14 protein-coding genes and 1 pseudogene are annotated in these 18,340 nt (G+C 61.3%); 8 read left to right on the top strand and 7 right to left on the bottom strand.

Annotated elements, in window-relative coordinates:
• Positions 1-3: 3 nt before the first annotated feature.
• Genes AS189_RS00995 through AS189_RS00985 form a run of 3 tightly spaced genes read right to left on the bottom strand, consistent with a single transcriptional unit; the run spans position 4 to position 3,052 of the window.
• The gene (locus AS189_RS00995; RefSeq protein WP_062285660.1) at positions 4-1,194 is read right to left on the bottom strand and encodes a Gfo/Idh/MocA family protein; all 1,191 of its coding nucleotides are present in this window, start codon (positions 1,192-1,194) and stop codon (positions 4-6) included.
• A gap of 11 nt (positions 1,195-1,205) precedes the next feature.
• Positions 1,206-2,312 (bottom strand): Gfo/Idh/MocA family protein, encoded by a 1,107-nt coding sequence (locus AS189_RS00990; RefSeq protein ID WP_062285658.1) that lies wholly within the window; start codon positions 2,310-2,312, stop codon positions 1,206-1,208.
• A gap of 5 nt (positions 2,313-2,317) precedes the next feature.
• On the bottom strand, positions 2,318-3,052 hold the full coding sequence (locus AS189_RS00985) for a sugar phosphate isomerase/epimerase family protein (protein WP_062285656.1): 735 nt from the start codon (positions 3,050-3,052) through the stop codon (positions 2,318-2,320).
• Positions 3,053-3,190: 138 nt separating this feature from the next.
• On the opposite strand from AS189_RS00985, the gene AS189_RS00980 reads away from it, so the two are divergent.
• The 5 genes from AS189_RS00980 (at position 3,191) to AS189_RS00960 (ending at position 9,476) form a co-directional block, all read left to right on the top strand.
• Positions 3,191-4,456 carry an ROK family transcriptional regulator gene (locus tag AS189_RS00980; protein WP_082633930.1) on the top strand — a complete coding sequence of 422 codons (1,266 nt, stop codon included), beginning with the start codon at positions 3,191-3,193 and terminating at the stop codon, positions 4,454-4,456.
• Complete coding sequence (locus tag AS189_RS00975) at positions 4,453-5,532, top strand: LacI family DNA-binding transcriptional regulator (RefSeq protein ID WP_062285654.1); 1,080 nt, start codon at positions 4,453-4,455, stop codon at positions 5,530-5,532. Before AS189_RS00980 ends, AS189_RS00975 begins: the two co-directional genes overlap by 4 nt.
• A gap of 442 nt (positions 5,533-5,974) precedes the next feature.
• Complete coding sequence (locus AS189_RS00970) at positions 5,975-7,279, top strand: ABC transporter substrate-binding protein (protein WP_062285653.1); 1,305 nt, start codon at positions 5,975-5,977, stop codon at positions 7,277-7,279.
• Positions 7,280-7,669: 390 nt separating this feature from the next.
• A complete protein-coding gene (locus AS189_RS00965; RefSeq protein ID WP_062285651.1) occupies positions 7,670-8,644 on the top strand; it encodes a carbohydrate ABC transporter permease in 975 nt (324 codons plus the stop codon).
• Positions 8,637-9,476: a carbohydrate ABC transporter permease gene (locus tag AS189_RS00960; protein ID WP_062285649.1), complete on the top strand. Its 840-nt coding sequence runs from the start codon at positions 8,637-8,639 to the stop codon at positions 9,474-9,476. The genes AS189_RS00965 and AS189_RS00960 overlap by 8 nt, the downstream gene beginning before the upstream one ends.
• Positions 9,477-9,605: 129 nt before the next feature.
• On the opposite strand, the gene AS189_RS00955 is transcribed toward AS189_RS00960, so the two are convergent.
• The 4 genes from AS189_RS00955 to aceA all read right to left on the bottom strand — a co-directional run bounded on the left by AS189_RS00955 (position 9,606) and on the right by aceA (position 15,029).
• A complete protein-coding gene (locus tag AS189_RS00955) occupies positions 9,606-10,757 on the bottom strand; it encodes a S1C family serine protease (RefSeq protein ID WP_082633929.1) in 1,152 nt (383 codons plus the stop codon).
• Between the two features lie 212 nt (positions 10,758-10,969).
• Complete coding sequence (locus tag AS189_RS00950; protein ID WP_062285647.1) at positions 10,970-11,674, bottom strand: DsbA family oxidoreductase; 705 nt, start codon at positions 11,672-11,674, stop codon at positions 10,970-10,972.
• A gap of 225 nt (positions 11,675-11,899) precedes the next feature.
• The gene (gene aceB / locus AS189_RS00945) at positions 11,900-13,555 is read right to left on the bottom strand and encodes a malate synthase A (RefSeq protein WP_062285645.1); all 1,656 of its coding nucleotides are present in this window, start codon (positions 13,553-13,555) and stop codon (positions 11,900-11,902) included.
• A 151-nt stretch (positions 13,556-13,706) separates the two neighbouring features.
• Positions 13,707-15,029 carry an isocitrate lyase gene (aceA, locus tag AS189_RS00940; RefSeq protein ID WP_062285643.1) on the bottom strand — a complete coding sequence of 441 codons (1,323 nt, stop codon included), beginning with the start codon at positions 15,027-15,029 and terminating at the stop codon, positions 13,707-13,709.
• Between the two features lie 131 nt (positions 15,030-15,160).
• On the opposite strand from aceA, the pseudogene AS189_RS00935 reads away from it, so the two are divergent.
• The 3 genes and pseudogenes from AS189_RS00935 (at position 15,161) to AS189_RS00925 (ending at position 18,331) form a co-directional block, all read left to right on the top strand.
• Positions 15,161-16,683: pseudogene (locus AS189_RS00935) on the top strand (helix-turn-helix domain-containing protein).
• A 141-nt stretch (positions 16,684-16,824) separates the two neighbouring features.
• On the top strand, positions 16,825-17,703 hold the full coding sequence (locus AS189_RS00930) for a DMP19 family protein (RefSeq protein ID WP_062285641.1): 879 nt from the start codon (positions 16,825-16,827) through the stop codon (positions 17,701-17,703).
• 109 nt (positions 17,704-17,812) lie between these two features.
• On the top strand, positions 17,813-18,331 hold the full coding sequence (locus AS189_RS00925; RefSeq protein ID WP_062285639.1) for a GIY-YIG nuclease family protein: 519 nt from the start codon (positions 17,813-17,815) through the stop codon (positions 18,329-18,331).
• Positions 18,332-18,340 lie beyond the last annotated feature (9 nt).

The raw sequence follows: 18,340 nt of genomic DNA, 5'->3' as shown, positions 1-18,340 counted from the left end.
GGATCAGTCCTTTGAGGTGGTGATGAGTTGGGGGACGGCAAGGGTGGCGCCGCCAGCTGCCGAGGAGGCTTCGATGGCCGCCAAGACCTGCTGCACACCGTACCCTTCCTCGAACGACGGCGACGGGTCGGTTCCGGTGGAAATGTTCAGTAGGAAGTCGCGAATCTGATGCGTGAAGCTGTGCTCCCAGCCAATCACATGCCCCTGCGGCCACCAACCGGAAATATAGGGATGCTCGGGTTCGGTGACGAGGATGCGCCTAAAGCCCTGGACTTCAATGGGCTCGGTCCCGTTGAGGAAGAACAGCTCATTGGGGTTTTCCAAGTTGAACGTGAGCGCCCCGGCGGTGCCATAGACCTCGACACGGAGGGCGTTCTTCTGACCCAGCGCCACACGTGAGACGTCAACGCTGGCCACAGCGCCACTTGCCATGGACAGCGTGGCCCACGCGGCGTCGTCGACCGTGACAGGTTCGGGACCGTCGGGACCAGGGCGCTCGGTGGTAAAGGTGTGCAGCTTGCCGGACACCTGCGTGACGGTGTCGCCGAGCAGGTACTGAACCTGATCGATGGCGTGCGAGGCGATGTCGCCCAGCGCGCCCGATCCCGCGGTTTCCTTGCGCAGCCGCCAGGTCATGGGGGATTCGCTGTCGGCCAGCCAGTCCTGCAGGTACGACGCGCGGACCTGACGGATGCTGCCCAGCTCACCGTCTGCGATGAGCTTGCGAGCCAAGGCCAGCGCCGGGATGCGGCGGTAGTTGAACCCCACCATGGAGCGCACGCCCGCAGCCCTAGCCGACTGTGCTGCGGTAACCATGGTCTCGGATTCGGCCATGGAATTGGCCAGTGGCTTTTCCACGAGGACGTGCTTGCCCGCGGCGAGTGCCGCCGTCGCAATTTCAGCATGCAACCAGCCGGGAGCGCAGATGTCCACAATGTCGATGTCATCACGGGCAATGACCTCCCGCCAATCGGTGGCCGATTCGCTCCAGCCGTACTTCTTTGCGGCGGCAGCAACGGCTACGGCGTCCCGGCCCACCAAGACCTTTTGCTCGAAGTCAGGGACATCGAAGTGGTTGGCCACGGTGCGCCAGGCGTTCGAGTGGGCCTGGCCCATGAACGCGTAGCCGATGGCAGCCACGCCCAAGGGGCGGGTGGCCAGCGGGCGTTCGGCCGATGATTGAGGGGAGGTCATGATCGTGATTCCTAGAGGGTTGCGGCGGTGGGTGCCCAGTCAACGGGCACTGCCTCGGAGCTCGGGGCGGAGCTGGCAACATCGACGAATTCTCCGCTGTTGACGGACTCCGTGATCGAGACCATGGCGTCGAGGATGTGGTATGCCAGCTCACCGGTGGCGCGGTGCGGGACACCGGCGCGGATTGACCGGGCCATATCCAGCACGCCCAGGCCGCGGCCATGGTCCGGGCCTTCTGCGGGGACGGTTGTCCAGTCTTCGTCGCCGTTCTTGAAGATTTGGATTTCGCCGTCGAAGTTGTTCGGATCCGGAAGCGAAATGGTGCCTTCGGTGCCGGTGATCTCCACAAATCCCATGCGCGGGCGCGGGGATTCGAAGCTGAAGACGCTGTGCGAGGAGGCGCCGGACTCGAACTGAGCGATGGCGCTGACGTGAGTGGGGACCTCGACGTCAAATACCTCGCCTTCCTTCGGGCCCGAGCCGATGGTGCGGGTGGGGAACGCGGTGTTGCCCACGGCGGCCACCTTGGAGAGCGGGCCAAAAGCCTGCACCAGTGTGGTCAGGTAATACGGCGCCATATCAAAGAGCGGGCCGGCACCTTCCTGGAACAAGAACGCGGGGTTCGGGTGCCAGGATTCCGGGCCGGGGGACTGGAACATGGTCAGTGCCGTCAGCGGGGTGCCAATGGCTCCGCTGTCGATCAGGCGGCGAGCCGTCTGCAGCCCGGCGCCAAGGAAAGTATCGGGTGCGCAGCCAAGCCGAACACCTGCGGCGTCGGCTTCTTTCAGCAGACCCAAACCACTTTCGCGGTCAAGGGAGAACGGCTTTTCCGTCCAGACGTGCTTGCCTGCGCGGACGGCTGCCGTGGCAACTTCCACGTGGGCGGCCGGGATGGTGAGGTTGACGATGATTTCAACGTCGGGGTGGTTGAGCGCCACATCGACGCCACCGGAAATTTCAACACCGTACTCAGCGGCGCGTGCGGCTGCTGCGTCTTCGAAGAGATCGGCGATGACCAGCACCTTCACGTCAGGGAACGTGGTCAGGTTATCCAGGTACTGCTTGCTGATGTTGCCAGCGCCAATGAAGGCAATGCCGACGGGTCCTGTTTTTGCCATGGTGATTAGGCCTTTCCGGCGTTAAGGAAGGCGAGGCTTGCAGCGATGCCCTCGAAGATGTCTCCGGCGTAGTCATCGAATTCCACAACGCCAACTTCCAGTGATTTGGCGGCGTCAATGACGTCCCAGATGGGGACCTGTCCCTGACCGGCAGGAAGCTGGGCCAGGTTGTCGGTGGTCAAGGGGCCGTCCTTGATGTGGATGAACTTCACGCGGTCGCCCAAGCTGGTCAGGACGTCAACGGCGTTGGCTCCGCCTACGGAGACCCAGTAGGTGTCTACCTCCAAGATGAGTTCCGGATCCAGCAGTGTTTCGAAGTACTGCAGGGCCGTGGTGCTGTTGATCGTGGACTCCAACTCCCACTGGTGGTTGTGGTAACCCACGCGGATGCCATATTCGGCACCCTTCTTTGCGGCGGCGTTGAGGCCTTCGGCGATCTTCTGCACGTCCTCGGCGGTCTGCCACTGGTCTGCGGGAATGAACGGATCGATCACGGTGGTGATGCCCAGCTTCTTGGCCGCTGCAAAGATTTCGTCCTGATCAGCACTGAGCAGGGGCGCATGGCCTGAGGGTGCGGTGATGCCGTTCTCGGCGAACGCGGCAGCGAGGGCATCGGCCGTGGCGACGAAGTTGTACGGCTCAACCTGGGTGAACCCCAACGCGGCGACGCGAGCAATGGTTCCGGGCAAGTCTTCTTCAAGGGGCTTGCGGACTGTGTACAGCTGAAGGGAATACGTCATTGAAACTCCTTGAAGGCATGTAAGTGTGTTCAAGAATCAACCTAAGGGAACTTTTGTCGATGGTCAAGCAAAAGTTCAGGTTAAACGCCCAAGACTTAAGATTGTGACAGTTGGAAGCCTGTGTGTTATTTATTGTGGATGCCTAAGACTTCAGTTCAGCAACCCGCACGCGGGCCGGCCGCAAGCGCAGCTGCCACTTTTGATGCGGCCGCCTCACATCCGCAGGAACAGTTTGGCCACTCGCGAGCCGGAGACGTTTTCCAGATTTTGCGCGATGGGCAGGCGCGCACCCGAGCGGAACTGGCGGAGATTACGGGCCTTGCCCGCTCAACGGTTGCCGCACGCCTCGAGGCGCTTAGCGCTGCTGGCTTGATTGGTCCGGCAGGTGAGGCGATCTCCTCAGGTGGGCGTCCGCCGTCGCGCTTTGCTTTTCACCCCTCAGCTCGCGTCATTCTGGCGATCGACGTTGGCGCAACACATGTGTTGATAGCGCTCACCGATCTGAGCGGACGGGTGCTCAGTGAGCTGCGCGAATCAATGGATATTGCTGCGGGCCCAATTCACGTGCTGGACGCGGTGTTGGAGCGGTGCGGCCAGGTTTTTGTTGCGGCAGGGCGTCACGAGCGTGAGTTGGTGGGGATTGGTATTGGTCTTCCGGGGCCGGTGGAGCACTCTTCGGGGAAGCCCTCCAGCCCGCCCATCATGCCCGGGTGGGACGGTTTCGATGTGCCGGCCTATGTCCAGCAGCGTTTTCCCACGGACGTTCTTGTGGACAACGATGTGAACATTATGGCGTTGGGGGAGCGGGCAACGTACTGGCCCGAGGCGCAAGATCTCCTGTTCATCAAGGTCGCCACGGGCATTGGTGCTGGCATCATCAGCGGCGGACTTTTGCAGCGCGGAGCCGATGGCACGGCCGGGGATATTGGACACGTGAGGGTGCCGCGCGGCGGCGACGTGCTGTGCCGTTGCGGGAATTACGGCTGCCTTGAGGCCATGGCGTCGGGCCCGGCGGTGGCTGCTGCGCTGAGTAAAGACGGGGTGCCCGCGCACAGCGGTGAAGACGTTTTGGAGCTGGCGCGCCGTGGGAACTTGGCCGCCATTCATGCCATGCGGCAAGCTGGGCGGGACGTGGGCGATGTATTGGCGGCGTCCGTGAACCTGCTCAATCCCTCCGTCATTGTCATTGGCGGCGGGCTGTCCTCGGCAGGGGAATACCTCATGGCTGGTGTGCGTGAGATTGTCTATCAACGGTCGCTGCCACTGGCCACGGCGCGGCTGCGCATTGTCCAATCGATGGCCGGTGACCACGCTGGCGTGCTCGGTGCCGGACGCATGGTGATTGACCATGTTCTTGCCCCGGCATCAGTTGAGCGGCTCGTCGCCGCGCATTCGCAAGGATGAGCATCTCAGGCGCCCCGCAGGCTGGAAAAGTGACCATCAGCGATCTGGCTCACCGGCTGGGTATCTCCAAGGCCTCGGTTTCCTACGCGCTCAACGGCCAGTCCGGCGTCAGCGAAGCTACGCGAGCTCGGGTGCTTGCCTTGGCCGGGGAGCTCGGCTGGTACCCCAGTTCCAGCGCCCGGGCGCTCTCACATTCGCGCACCGATTCGGTGGGGATCGTGTTGTTCCGGGACCCTGAACAAATTGGCGCCGAACCGTTCTACATGAGCATCCTGGCCGGAATTGAGGGTGTTTTGGGTGCGCATGACATGAACTTGCTGCTGCGTATGGTGGACCCTGGTGCCGTGCCAGATGAGCGCATGCGCGACCTGGCCGTCTACGAGCGCTGGGCCGGAGAAGGCCGCGTCGATGGCGTCATTCTTTTTGATCACGTCCGCGATGATCCTCGCCCGCCTTTGCTGGATCGCTTCAGGATGCCCTATGTGCGCCTTGGGGCCGGGCCGGACGTCCTGCCCTCTGTTCGAAATTCCAATGTCACGGTGTCGCAGGCTGTGGACGCGGCCACTGTGGTGGAGGCCTTGCGCGAGCGCGGGCACCGGCACATCGCTGTCGTTTCAGGACCCGCGGGGTTGGTTCACGAGGAGCAAAAAACCGAGCACCTGAGTTCTCATGCTGCCAGTCTAGGCATGACAGTGGTCAAGTGCCGTTCGGATTACACCGCGGACGACGGCGGGACGGCCACTATCGCTGTCATGGCCGGCTTGGTCCCGGGGTCACCGGAATTCCCCACTGCGATCGTCTATGGCAACGACCTCATGGCTGTGGGTGGACTGCAGGCGCTCAAGCGTCTGAATCTCAGCGTTCCGGGGCACGTTTCGGTGATCAGCTGGGATGACTCAATTCTGTGCCGGCTCAGTTCCCCCGGGTTGAGTGCGCTGAGCCGTAGTGTTTCCGAATTTGGCAAGAACGCCGCTCAGCTGTTGTTAGAGCTCATTGCCGGCCATGAGCCACGGAATATCCAAGCCCGCCCTGGCGTGCTGCAGGCCCGCGAGAGCTTAGGACGAAACCTCCTCTAGCGCGTTTTCTGGTGCGAGTGCCGGACCGATTTTCGGACCGAGCCCCGGCGCTTTCGGGTGAGGGCCACGCTCCCTGTGTCGCAAGCCCCGCACCCTAGTCCCAGAGCCCGTGAACGCCCGTCGACTCTGTAACGAATTGGTAACAGCTGCCCATTGCTGAACCGGTTCAGTTATGTTGGTTACGCTGGGGTGGATGACGCCTTTCTCCCGCGTTTCCGGGCTTTTCCTGAGCAGAACAAGGGGAGCTGGACCACTTCTTGCGGCGAAGGCTCCACGCCGGTGTTGTCACGAATCAATATTATTTAAGATTTTATTGGACTTCTGATTGACGGTCGACATAAGTTCATCTAGGTTTGGTTCAACGTCGAGCGACGCGAGTCACATTTACTCCCACGGCTCGGGTTTTAGGAACAGTTCTCCCACAGACAAGGAAGTCACGGAAGTGAAAATACGTACTTTTGCCGCAGCAGCGGCTATCGCGGCACTTGCCATTACAGCCACCGGCTGCAGCGGCAGTTCCGGAAATGACTCCACCGATGCCGGCGGCAAGACGCTGACCTACTGGGCCAGCAACCAGGGCACCAGCTTGGACAACGACAAGGAAGTTCTTACCCCGCAGCTGGAGAAGTTCGAAAAAGAAACCGGCATCAAGGTCAACCTTGAAGTCATCGGCTGGAACGATCTGCAGACCCGCATCCAGACAGCCGTCACCTCCGGCCAAGCACCCGACGTTCTGAACATCGGCAACACCTGGGCCGCTTCACTGCAGTCCACCGGCGCCTTCATGCCGTTCGACGACGCAGCCTTTACCGCCATTGGTGGAAAGGACAAGTTCGTCAAGACAGCCATGGATACTGGTGGTGTCGCTGGCGAAGACCCCACCTCGGTTCCGCTGTACGGCCTGGCCTACGGCCTGTACTACAACAAGGCAATGTTCAAAGATGCCGGCGTAACCCCTCCCACCACCTGGGAAGAGATGGTTGCCGCTGCCAAAAAGCTGACCACCGGTGATGTCCACGGATTCTCACTCGCAGCAGGCAGCTACACCGAGAACTCACACTTTGCATTCATCAACGCAGCACAGAACGGTGCCGACTTCTTTGATGCAGAAGGCAAGCCCACCTTCACCTCTGACGGAGTTGTAGATGGCATTGCCCGCTACTTGGACCTGATGCAGGCAGATAAGGTCGTTGACCCGGGCAATGCCCAGTACGACAACGCAACCAAGGCCATCAACGATTTCGCCACCGGCAAATCTGCCATGGTGCTGAGCCAGAACAATGCCAACAGCTCCATCGCCTCACAGGGCATGGCCAGTGACGCATTCGGTGTCGTAGCATTCCCGGCACCCGCAGCCGGCAAGGATATTGCCACCATGGTGGCCGGTATCAACATGTCCATCTTCAAGAACACGAAGAACAAGGATTCGGCACTGGCATTCGTGAAGTTCATGACCAGTGAAGATACCCAGGCTGCCCTGGACAAGCCGTTCGCAGCTCTCCCCGTCCTCGCTGGCGTAACACCCACCTTCACGGACGATGCAGAACTCGCCAAGACGTTCTCTGACATCTACTCCAACAAGTCCAAGCCCCTTCCCCTGGTAGCGGCTGAGGACCAGTTCGAAAGCACTGTTGGTAAGGCCATGAACCAGATGTTTGCAACCATCGCCTCCGGCGGTACAGTCACCAAGGCAGACATCAAGAAGGAACTGGAAACAGCACAGCAGGCAGTCGAAGCAGCAGGATAGTCCCCACCTGCTCCCCAACAGTGGCTCGCTGAGCGAGCCACTGTTGGGGCCCCTTGCAGGCGTGGGCCCAACGATCCTCCCGAAGGTCGCTAGCGACCTTCGGATCTGTGGGCCCAACATGTTCGGCAATGGGCCTACTAGTCTTCCTAAGCTGTGGGCCCAACGTGTCCCTCGCCGGCAACCAACGTTTCCCGTTTGACGGGGCCTTCTGATTCGGGAGCCCACGGTGTCCCACATAGTGGGGCTCCCGGATCTGAGGGCCACACCTTAATTCACTCGTTTTCCCCCGTATCTCCCACCTTTAATCTTTGCTTCAACTGCTCCACTTCAGGCGTGAATGATCCGCCTCGTCAATATTTCAATTTTTCCAGGAAAGGTGAGTGTCGAACAGTGTCTGCTTCCACCGCCGTAAAGAATTCCGGCCCCGCCGCCGGGGCAGCCGGACGGAGAGCGCGCAAGCCTCGCCGGGCCGGCTGGTGGCTGCCTTATGCGCTGCTCGCCCCCGCCGTCATCTTCGAACTAGTCATTCACATTGTCCCCATGGTGACTGGCATTTGGATGAGCTTCCTCAAGCTCACCAAGATGTACATTGCCAACTGGGGCAACGCCCCATTTGTCGGCACGAAGAACTACCAAGTCGCCCTCGACTTCAACTCCGCCGTCGGCATGGGCCTGCTGAAATCCTTCGGGATCACGGTAGCCTTCACCATTCTCGTTGTCGGCTTCTCCTGGTTGCTGGGCATGGCCGCGGCCGTCGCCCTGCAAAAGGTTTTCCCCGGGCGCGCAGTCTTCCGCACACTTTTTTTGATCCCGTACGCTCTGCCCATGTACGCCGGCGTCATCGCCTGGAAGTTCATCCTGCAGAAAGACAACGGCGCACTCAACCATCTATTGTTCGACAACCTCGGACTCCCGGGCGACAAGCCCTTCTGGCTGATCGGCGATAACGCCTTCTTCGCCGTCGTGATTGTTGCCATCTGGCGGCTCTGGCCCTTTGCGTTCTTGATGCTGATGGCCGGCCTTCAGTCCGTCCCCACCGACATCTACGAGGCCGCCTCCGTTGACGGAGCCAAGCCGCTGCGCCAGTGGTGGGCCATCACGCTGCCCCTGCTGCGTCCGGTGAACATGTCCCTGGTTCTGGTGATGTTCCTCTGGACCTTCAATGACTTCAACACCCCGTTCGTCCTGTTCGGTGGCTCGCAGCCGCCCGCTGGCGATCTGATCTCCTTCCACATTTACAACGCCTCATTCCTGACCTGGAACTTCGGCTCGGGTGCCGCCATGTCGGTACTGCTCCTGCTCTTCCTCTCGGTTGTCAGCGGAATCTACGTTCTCTTCATGAACCGGAGGAAAGACAATGCATGACACAACCGGTACTAAGGTCTTTAGAGTCATCACGATTACCGCTCTCAGCATCTTCACCATCATCCCCATTTACGTCATGGTCATCTCCGGCCTGAAGCCCCTCAAGGATGTTCAGGGCGCGTTCTCGTGGTGGCCTGAATCGCTCACCATCCAGCCCTACATTGACATGTGGAAGACGGTGCCGCTGGCCGACTACTTCGTGAACTCGGTCATCGTCTCCGTCTCAGCTACGTTGCTCTCGCTGATCATCGCCATCTTCGCGGCCTACGCCGTCTCCCGTTACACGTTCCGGGGACGCTCACTGTTCTCCGGTGCCGTGCTCTCCACCCAGATGCTCCCTGGCGTACTGTTTCTGCTCCCGCTGTTCCTGATCTTCGTGAACATCAACACGAACTTCGGCGTCCAGTTGGTGGGAACCCGTGCCGGCCTGATCATCACCTACCTGACATTCTCGCTGCCGTTCTCCATCTGGATGCTTGCCGGCTACTTCAACGGCATCCCGCGCGAGCTGGACGAGGCCGCCAAGGTAGATGGCTGCGGCCCCATGCGAACCCTCTTCACCATCATCTTGCCCACAGCACGCCCCGGTCTGGTTGCCGTCGCCATTTACAGCTTCATGACAAGTTGGGGTGAGGTCCTGTTCGCCTCGGTCATGACCACCGACGCGAACCGAACCCTCGCCGTCGGTCTACAGCTGTACTCGACGCAGACCAACGTCTATTGGAACCAGATCATGGCTGCTTCTGTGGTGGTGTCCATCCCGATTGTGATCGGCTTCCTGCTCCTGCAAAAGAACTTCGTGGCCGGCCTCACCGCTGGTGCCGTGAAGTGAACTAAAACGTACGACGGCGGCACCTGGGTGAGTCATTGTGACTCACCCAGGTGCCGCTTTTGTTAATGGTGCTGTGTTCCCGGGTGCGTCCAGGCACCCAAGGGGAGGGGCGACGCCGTCGTACTTCTTTTACGGAAGAGTGCCCAAAGTGATGGTGGTGGAGGAGGTCTTGCCGGCGCGCACATAGCTGACCTTGACGGTGTCGCCAGCTTTCCGGGTCAAGGTGACTTCGGCGAGGACCGCGGTGCTGGTGGCCGGCCGGTTGTCCAGCAGCGTCACGATGTCGCTGGGCTGAAGACCTGCCTGAGCGGCGGGCCCGTTAGGCGCCACCGATTGGAGGTAGAGGCCGTTATCGACGCCAAAGGCCTCGGCAGCCTGGGGTGGCAGCGGCACCGCGCTGACGCCGAAGTACGGGTAGGCCACCGTGCCGGTCTCAATGAGCTGATCCGTGATGCGGGCTGCCAAATCGATCGGGACGGCAAAGCCAATGCCCACGCTGCCGCTGGCTACTTGGAGATCGTTGGGGATGGTGGCGATGGCGGTATTGATGCCGATCAGTTGGCCGCTGCAGTTAACCAGCGCGCCGCCGGAATTGCCGGGGTTGATGGAGGCGTCGGTCTGGATGGCGCCCACCAACATAGCCGTGGTGTCCTCATCAGAGGGAACCGGAACATTGCGGCCCAGGGCGCTGACAATTCCCGCCGTGACGGTGCTGGAGAGTCCAAGCGGAGCACCCAGGGCCACCACCGGCTGGCCAACCCGGACATCGGCGGACTTGCCGAGCTTTACCGTTGGGAGGTCCTTCTCCGCGGCTATTTTAAGTACCGCCAAGTCGGATTTAGGGTCCCGTCCCACCAGCTCAACCTCGGAGGAGTGTCCGTCACTGAACAAGACGTCAATGGTGCCGCCGTTTGCAGCCGCCGCGATGACGTGGTTATTGGTCATGATGTAGCCCTCTTTGCGGACAATCACTCCGCTGCCCACGCCGCTGGCATTGCCGTTGCGGATGGAGACTGTGACAACGCCTGGCAGTACGCCTTGGGCGACGTCGGTGGCGTTACAGGTGCCGATCAGTGCTGCAGCTGTTGCGGCCGGACGGGTCAGTAGGCTGCTGATCCAGCCACCCGCTAGCCCCGCAATCAGGGCCAAGGCCACAGCCGCGGCGATCACAGTTGAGAGCGGAAGGCGTTGGAACCACGTGCTGACCTGCCGTGTGTTCGCAGGGGCCCCTGTCCGTGAATTCTGTGGCTCATCCTGTGGCTCATTCGGCGGGACGTTCATGGGGTGCTCCGTTCAGGGCATCAACCGCGGCGGTAAGAATCCCCATGCTACGTCACGCGTTGGCGGACCGGAGAAGTATGTCCGCGCCACCAACGTGTAGAGCGGAGCCAGCCTGCCCCCGAATTAAGAAATGCCGCCGCTGCTGCAAATTGCCGCAGGGTCTACTGGCGGCATTATGCAGGAGCGGCGGCATCTGTGCCTGGGTCGGTTCTTTAGATGGCGCAGCCGTCCGGGCCACACGCTTCGGCGTCGGAACCGTTTGCCGCGACCATAGTCAACGGGTTCGCTTCCTGCCAGGCCTGATCCAGTGCTTGGCCAAACACCTCCGCTGGCTGGGCGCCGGAGATCCCGTACTTACGGTCAATGACGAAGAACGGAACGCCGGTGACGCCAATGGCGCGAGCCTCGGCAAAATCCTCCCGGACGTCATCGGCGTACTTGTCAGTGTCCAGGGCAGCATTGATGTCAGTTGCGGACAGGCCCACGTCGGTGCCGATCTGCACGAGCGCAGCGCGTGAACCAATGTCCACCCCGTGCTCAAAGTGAGCCGACAGCAGGGCTTCCTTGACGGCGTCGCCCTTGTCATGAGCCTTGGCAAGATGGAGCAGCTGGTGCGCGTTGAAGCTATTGGCCACCACTACGTCGTCGAACTTGTAGTTGAGGCCTTCGCCGGCCGCCTGCTCGGTGACGTGCGCGAACATGCCGGCAACCTGCGCCGGATCCATACCCTTGCGCTCGCTGAGGTAGCTCAGCTCGGTGCCGTCATAGTGGTCCGGGAGGGTGGGATCCAGCTGGTAGCTGCGCCACTGAACGTCTACGGATTCCTTGTGCGGGAAAGCCTCAAGTGCGGTTTCAAAACGGCGCTTGCCAATGTAGCACCAGGGGCAGGCCACGTCGGACCAGATTTCAATCTTCATACTTTTGCCAACGAGGCCCGGCCGGTGGTTATTCCGAGGCCGCGAAACCGTGAAACCTCGACACTGCGAGACCGCGAAAGGGGAGTAGTTGCTAATGTTCGATGTGAACATTAGCAACTACTCCCCTTTCGCGGGCGGGAATTAAAGGGCCAGGAATTAAGGCTGCCGCACCGGCACCCGGATTTCGAGTGTGCAGTGGCGTCGCATCCGGCGTGGCAACCAAACTTAGACTGCTGTGAGCTGGCGTTCTGACTGTTCGGCGCCGGCGTGCAGGTAGTTGGCGTAGGCCGAGGTGGTCAGGAACGCCGGGAAATCCTCGCCCAGGGCCACATCGGTGAAGATCTCCAAGGCGTCCTCGAAGCGGTCGGCATCGAAGCGGGGGAGCCTTGCGAACTCTTCCTCGAGCATCTCTTTGACCCAGTCGTAGGTGATGAGTTCGCCTGTGTCCGTTATGGCCTGGCTGTGGATCCACTGCCAGATCTGGGAACGGGAGATTTCCGCGGTGGCGGCATCCTCCATGAGGTTGTTCAGGGCGACGGCGCCGTGTCCGCGCAGCCACGACTCAATGTACTGGACACCCACCCAGATGTTGTCCCGGATGCCCTGCTCAGTGATGGTGCCCTGGGTCGCGGCAATGTTCAACAGGGCGCGGTCGTCGAGTTCCACGTCTTCGCGGGTGCGGTTGATCTGGTTCGGATTCCAGCCGAGGACCTCGTCAAAGACCTCCATGGCCACGGGAACCAGATCCGGGTGGGCCACCCAAGAGCCGTCGAAGCCGTCATTTGCTTCACGGGTCTTATCTGCACGGACCTTGGCCATCGCATTGGCGTTCGCTTCCGGATCGCGGCGGTTGGGTACGAACGCCGCCATGCCACCGATCGCCATGGCGCCGCGGGTGTGGCAGGCCCGGACCAGCTGTTCGGTGTAGGCGCGCATAAACGGGGCCGTCATGGTGATCTGGTTGCGGTCCGGGAGCACAAAGCGCGGGCCGCGGGTGCGGAAGTTCTTGATGACTGAGAAGAGGTAGTCCCAGCGGCCAGCGTTCAGTCCGGCGGCGTGATCGCGCAGTTCATACAGGATTTCCTCCATCTCAAACGCAGCTGTGATGGTCTCGATCAGGACCGTTGCGCGGATGGTGCCCTGCGGGATGCCGAGCAGGTCCTGGGCCTGGATGAAGATGTCGTTCCAGAGGCGGGCCTCCTGGTGGTTTTCAATCTTCGGCAGGTAGAAGTACGGCCCCTTGCCCTGGGCGATCAGCCGACGGGCGTTGTGGAAGAAGTACAGGCCGAAGTCAACAACACCGCCGGCCATGGGCTTGCCGTTGATCAGCAGGTGCTTCTCCGGCAGGTGCCAGCCGCGGGGACGGACCACAATGGTGGGCAGCTGCTCCTGCGGAGCCAGCTTGTACTCCTTGCCCTCCGGGCTGGTGAAGTCAATGCGGCGTTCCAGCGCGTCGATCAAGTTGAGCTGTCCACGGATGACGTTGCCCCACGTGGGTGTGGAGGAGTCTTCCATGTCTGCCAGCCAAACCTTCGCGCCGGAATTCATGGCGTTGATGGTCATCTTGCGGTCAACGGGGCCGGTGATTTCCACACGGCGGTCCTCCAACCCGGGAGCAGGGGGTGCAACGCGCCAGCGGGGATCTTCCCGGATGGTGGAGGTTTCACGCAAGTAGCGGGGGTCGGTGCCGCTGAGAATTTGGCTGCGGCGGGTTTGGCGAGCTGCCAGCAAATCCGCACGTCGCGCCGTCGTGGTTCGGTTCAGTGCGGCAATGAAGTCCAGTGCCTCGGGGGTCAGAATTTCTTCCTGGCGGTGGATGGGCGGCGCGGTCAGGGTGATGCCGTTGAACGTGATCCCGTTCAGGCTATTCGTTGAGTTCATGGAAGAGTCTCCTGTGTAAAAGTGCCGGTGATGGCGCGTGCTTCGGATCCCGGGAGGACCTGAAAACACGCGCCATCAGCAAAAGTAAGGGAGGGGCGGGCGGGGCCCCTGCGCGGCGACGGAGTCGCTGGGAAAGGGCCCGCCCATCCCGTTAGTGGAACTGCTGGGCTTCGGTGGAGCCTGCCAGTGCGAGGGTGCCGCTGTTCGGGTTCAGGGCGGTCGCCACCAGATCGAAGTAGCCTGTGCCTACTTCACGCTGGTGCTTGGTTGCGGTGTAGCCGCGGGATTCGGAGTCGAATTCACGCTCCTGCAGTTCGACGTAGGAACTCATGCCGTTGCGGGCGTAGCCATGGGCAAGATCAAACATCGAGTAGTTCAGGGAGTGGAAACCAGCCAGTGTGATGAACTGGAAGGTGTATCCCATGGCGCCAAGCTCTCGTTGGAACTTGGCGATCGTTGCGTCGTCCAGGTGCTTTTTCCAGTTGAACGACGGTGAGCAGTTGTAAGCAAGCATCTGGTCGGGGAACTCGGACTTGACGCCTTCGGCAAACTTTTTGGCGTGCTCAAGGTCCGGAGTTCCGGTCTCCATCCAGATGAGGTCTGAGAATGGTGCGTAGGCGCGGGCCCTGGCAATGGAAGGCTCCAGCCCGTTCTTGACGTGGTAGAAACCTTCCGCCGTGCGCTCGCCGGTGAGGAACGGCTGATCGCGTTCATCCACATCCGAGGTGATCAGGGTTGCTGCCTCGGCGTCGGTGCGGGCAATGATCACCGAGGGGACGCCGGCGACGTCGGCCGCGAGCCTTGCCGCGTTCAGCGTGCGGACATGCTGGGCCGTGGGGATCAGGACCTTGCCGCCCAGATGCCCGCACTTCTTCTCGCTGGCAAGCTGGTCTTCCCAGTGCACGCCGGCTGCGCCGGAGGTGATCATGGACTTCATAAGCTCGTAGGCGTTGAGCGGGCCACCAAAGCCGGCCTCGGCGTCGGCCACGATCGGGACCAGCCAGTCTTCAACGCTTTGCAGGCCTTCGGAGAATTCAATCTGGTCGGAGCGCAGGAGCGCGTTGTTGATGCGGCGGACCACCTTGGGAACCGAATCAACGGGGTAGAGGGACTGGTCCGGGTAGGTGTTGCCGTTGGAGTTTGCATCTGCAGCAACCTGCCAACCGGAGAGATAGATGGCCTTCAATCCGGCCTTGACCTGCTGGACGGCCTGGTTGCCGGTCAGTGCACCCAGTGCGTTGGTGTACCCGCCCGGTGCTGCGGTGGTCAGCTGGTTCCACAGTTTCTCGGAACCGCGGCGGGCCAGGGTGTGTTCCTCCTGGACCCGGCCCCTGAGGTTGACGACATCATCGGCAGTGAAGGAGCGTTCGGTGCCATTCCAGCGGGGGTTGGCTGCCCACTCGAGTTCGAGGGCTGCGGCAGCCTGTGCGTTGCTCTGCTCCGGCGTCGTTGCGGGTTCAAATGCTGCAGTCATGGTGGAAAGCTCCTTGTAGTGGGCGATCCCGGTTGCTCTTGAGCGAGCTGGCCGGGATCCGTGGTTCTTCTTCGTGATTTCTACTATTCAGCGCTTTTCAAGGGGTTACTAGAGGAAAGTGGTGGAAAGATTTGCAGTTCTTCACGTATCATCAAGAAATGACTAATGTGGGCTGGAACACAGGCGAAGCGCTCGGGGTAGGCGGCAAGGTAGCTGCCCCAAGCAATGAATTGGACATCATTTCTCTGGGCCGCAGGGTGCGGCATCTGCGCAAAGCCTTGGGCATGACCCTGGACGATTTGGGTGCAAAGGTCGGGTCCGCGCCGTCGCAGCTTTCCTTGATTGAAAACGGCAAGCGGGAACCCAAACTGGGGCTGCTGCAGGCACTGGCCGGGGCACTCGGCGTCGGGCTTGATCAGATGCTGGGCAACGAGCCGCCCAGCCGTCGGGCGGCGCTGGAAATTGAGTTGGAAAGGGCGCAGCGGGGGCCGCTGTACCAGTCGCTGGGGCTGCCCACTGTCCGCGTCAGCTCGCGGCTTTCCAGCGAAGTGCTCGAGTCGCTGGTGGGGTTGCAGCATGAGTTGGAACGGCGCCTGGATGAGCAGTCGGCCACGCCGGAGGAGGCCCGGCGGGCCAACAATGAGCTGCGGCTGGAAATGCGTGAACGCAACAACTATTACCCGGAGATTGAACGTCAGGCTCAGGAGCTGCTGACGGCCGTGGGGCATGACAGCGGGCCGCTGTCCCATCACGTGGCTGCGGACGTGGCCGAGCACCTTGGTTTTGACCTGCATTATGTGGGGATCTGCCGCATTCAACCCGTTCCGTGACGGATTTGAAGAATCGCCGAATTTATCTCACGCATGGCCAGCGCTCCGACCATGACCCGCGATCGGTGCTGTTGCAGGCGCTGGGGCACTATGTTTTGGGGCATCGGACGCCGCGCAACTATGCAGATTTTCTGCGCCAGCGCGTGTACACGAATTACTTTGCGGCCTCGCTGCTCATGCCGGAACGGGCCACCGTGGACTTCCTGCAAGCCGCAAAATCTGCGAAGGAGCTGGCCATTGAGGACATTCGTGACGCCTTTGCGGTGTCCTATGAAACGGCCGCGCACCGGTTTACCAACCTGGCCACGGAGCATCTGGGGATTCCCACCCACTTCCAGAAGGTGCATGAATCCGGGATCATCCACAAGGCCTACGAGAACGACGGCGTGAACTTTCCTGCCGATCACACCGGCGCCATCGAAGGCCAAGCCGTGTGCCGGTTTTGGACCTCCCGAGCCGTCTTCGATGTGCCGGACAAGTTCCGCGCCTTCAACCAGTACACGGACACGGCCGCCGGGACGTATTGGTGCACGGCCCGCACAGAGCGGCACTCCTCCGGCGAATACTCGCTGAGCATTGGTGTGCCGTATGAGCAGGTGAAATGGTTCCGGGGCCGGGAAACCACTGAACGTTCACAGTCGCGGTGTCCGGATCCGGATTGCTGCCGCCGCCCACCGGCCGAGCTTTCGGCGCAGTGGGCTGGCAATGCGTGGCCGTCCACCAGGGCCAATTCCCACTTGTTGGCGGCCATGCCGCAGGGCGCCTTTCCTGGTGTCGATGAAACCGAGGTGTACAGATTTCTGGCCGCACACGAGGGAAAGTAGGGGGCAGGCGTAGCCCGCTGCACGGGGTGAAACGTTCCCTAGCTCTTCGTCTGACGTTCACTCGGAGCAGGGGGGCCTGTCCGGAAAGTCGCTTAGCGTGAAGAGGTCAGCTGAACCAAGGACTCCACGTTAAGGAACCCCATGACCACGCACCACATTCCCGTTGTCCTGACCGCCGCGGGCGCTGCCGGCAACAACGAGGACGTCGTCGGGGACAACGTCTCCGTTGTCAACGAAATGTACCGCTCGCTTCTCAACGCCGAGGAAATAGCACCGAACGCCCTGCGCAGCTACTTTGCTGACTTCTATCTCACACAGGCGCTCGACGGTGGATTTGCCCAGTATGTTTTCATGACGCCGGACCGCGCAGAACTCGATGGCTACATCCGCGAAGGACTTGAAGCCATGGGTGCCAAGGCCCACCTTGAGCTGTTCAACCGAGCAGCTGCGCTCTATGACCTGCTGACCGAAACGGAGCTGCAGGACTATCTTGAGGACGGTGCCACCACAGAAGACAACGCAGAGGGCACTGCAGAGGGCACTGCAGCAGGCGGTCACCGTGCCGACGGCGCCGCCGCGATGGAACTGCTGGACGCAGAGTTTGAGGACCTGTTTGAGGCCGAAGACGTCACGGGGCTCAATGCCGACTGGCTGCGCAACCAGCCCTCCCTGCTGATTCTGACGGAGCAGGAACTGGCCGCCCATATTGCCGACCGAGTGGCACAGGTCCCGGACATGGAGGAGCGCAGGGCCGAGGAAGAGCGTGAGAACGGCCCGGAATTTGAGCTCATCATCCGTGAACTCTGCGCCGTTGCCGGCCATGAACTGGTGAAAATCTCCATGGGTGACCCCAACCACGAGCACCATGGCGAAACCGTCCTGGCCTGGCACTTCACCACAGACCAGGGCGAATTCATCATGATTGACGACGACGAAGAGGCCGTCATGATCAACCCGCAAACCCAGGAGATCCTCGCCACCGTGGAATTTGAGCTGGATGAAGACTTCGTTGAGGCTTGAGGCTTGAGGCTTGAGGCTTGAGGCCTGAGGTTGCCGCAGTCCTTGCGTGCTGCAAGGCTGCGGCGAACCGGGCAACGGGAATGCCGCGGTATTGCCGTAAGGTCAACGCATGGAAGATCTCAAATGGACAAAGACTGCGCCTGCCAAAACCGCCTGGCAGGAGATGCCCTTCGGCCCCGGCATCTACAAGTGCTACCTGACGGGCGGCCTGCCCAAAAACGTGGTCTGGCCCGCCGAATTGAAACCCCTCAAGAAGGGGGATTTGATCTATGTGGGACGGGCAACGAACTTGCGCAGCCGGGCCCGCCACCACGACGTGCAAACATCAAAGTCCACTTTCCGCCGTTCGCTGGCCGCCATCCTGGGGCTCCAGGCGCAGTGGCACGGGCGGTCCGCGCATCCGCGGCTGACCGACAAGGACGAGGAACTCCTCAGTGCATGGATGGTGAGCAACCTCGGCACGTCCTTTAGCCTCGTTCCGGACGCGGACCGTGTTGTCGCCCTAGAAGATGCAATGCGCGCAGAACTCCGCCCGCCCTTTAATCGCGACGGCCTGACGCCCGAGCAGTTGTACGTCTCGAGCGCTACTACGGAAGCAAACCGCAACGCGCTCCGCGACAAGGGCTGAGAAGGACTA

The organism is Arthrobacter alpinus (genome assembly GCF_001445575.1).
GTDB lineage: Bacteria > Actinomycetota > Actinomycetes > Actinomycetales > Micrococcaceae > Specibacter > Specibacter alpinus_C.
Note: the sequence above shows the minus strand (reverse complement) of the source record. Positions and strands in the feature narration are given on the sequence as shown.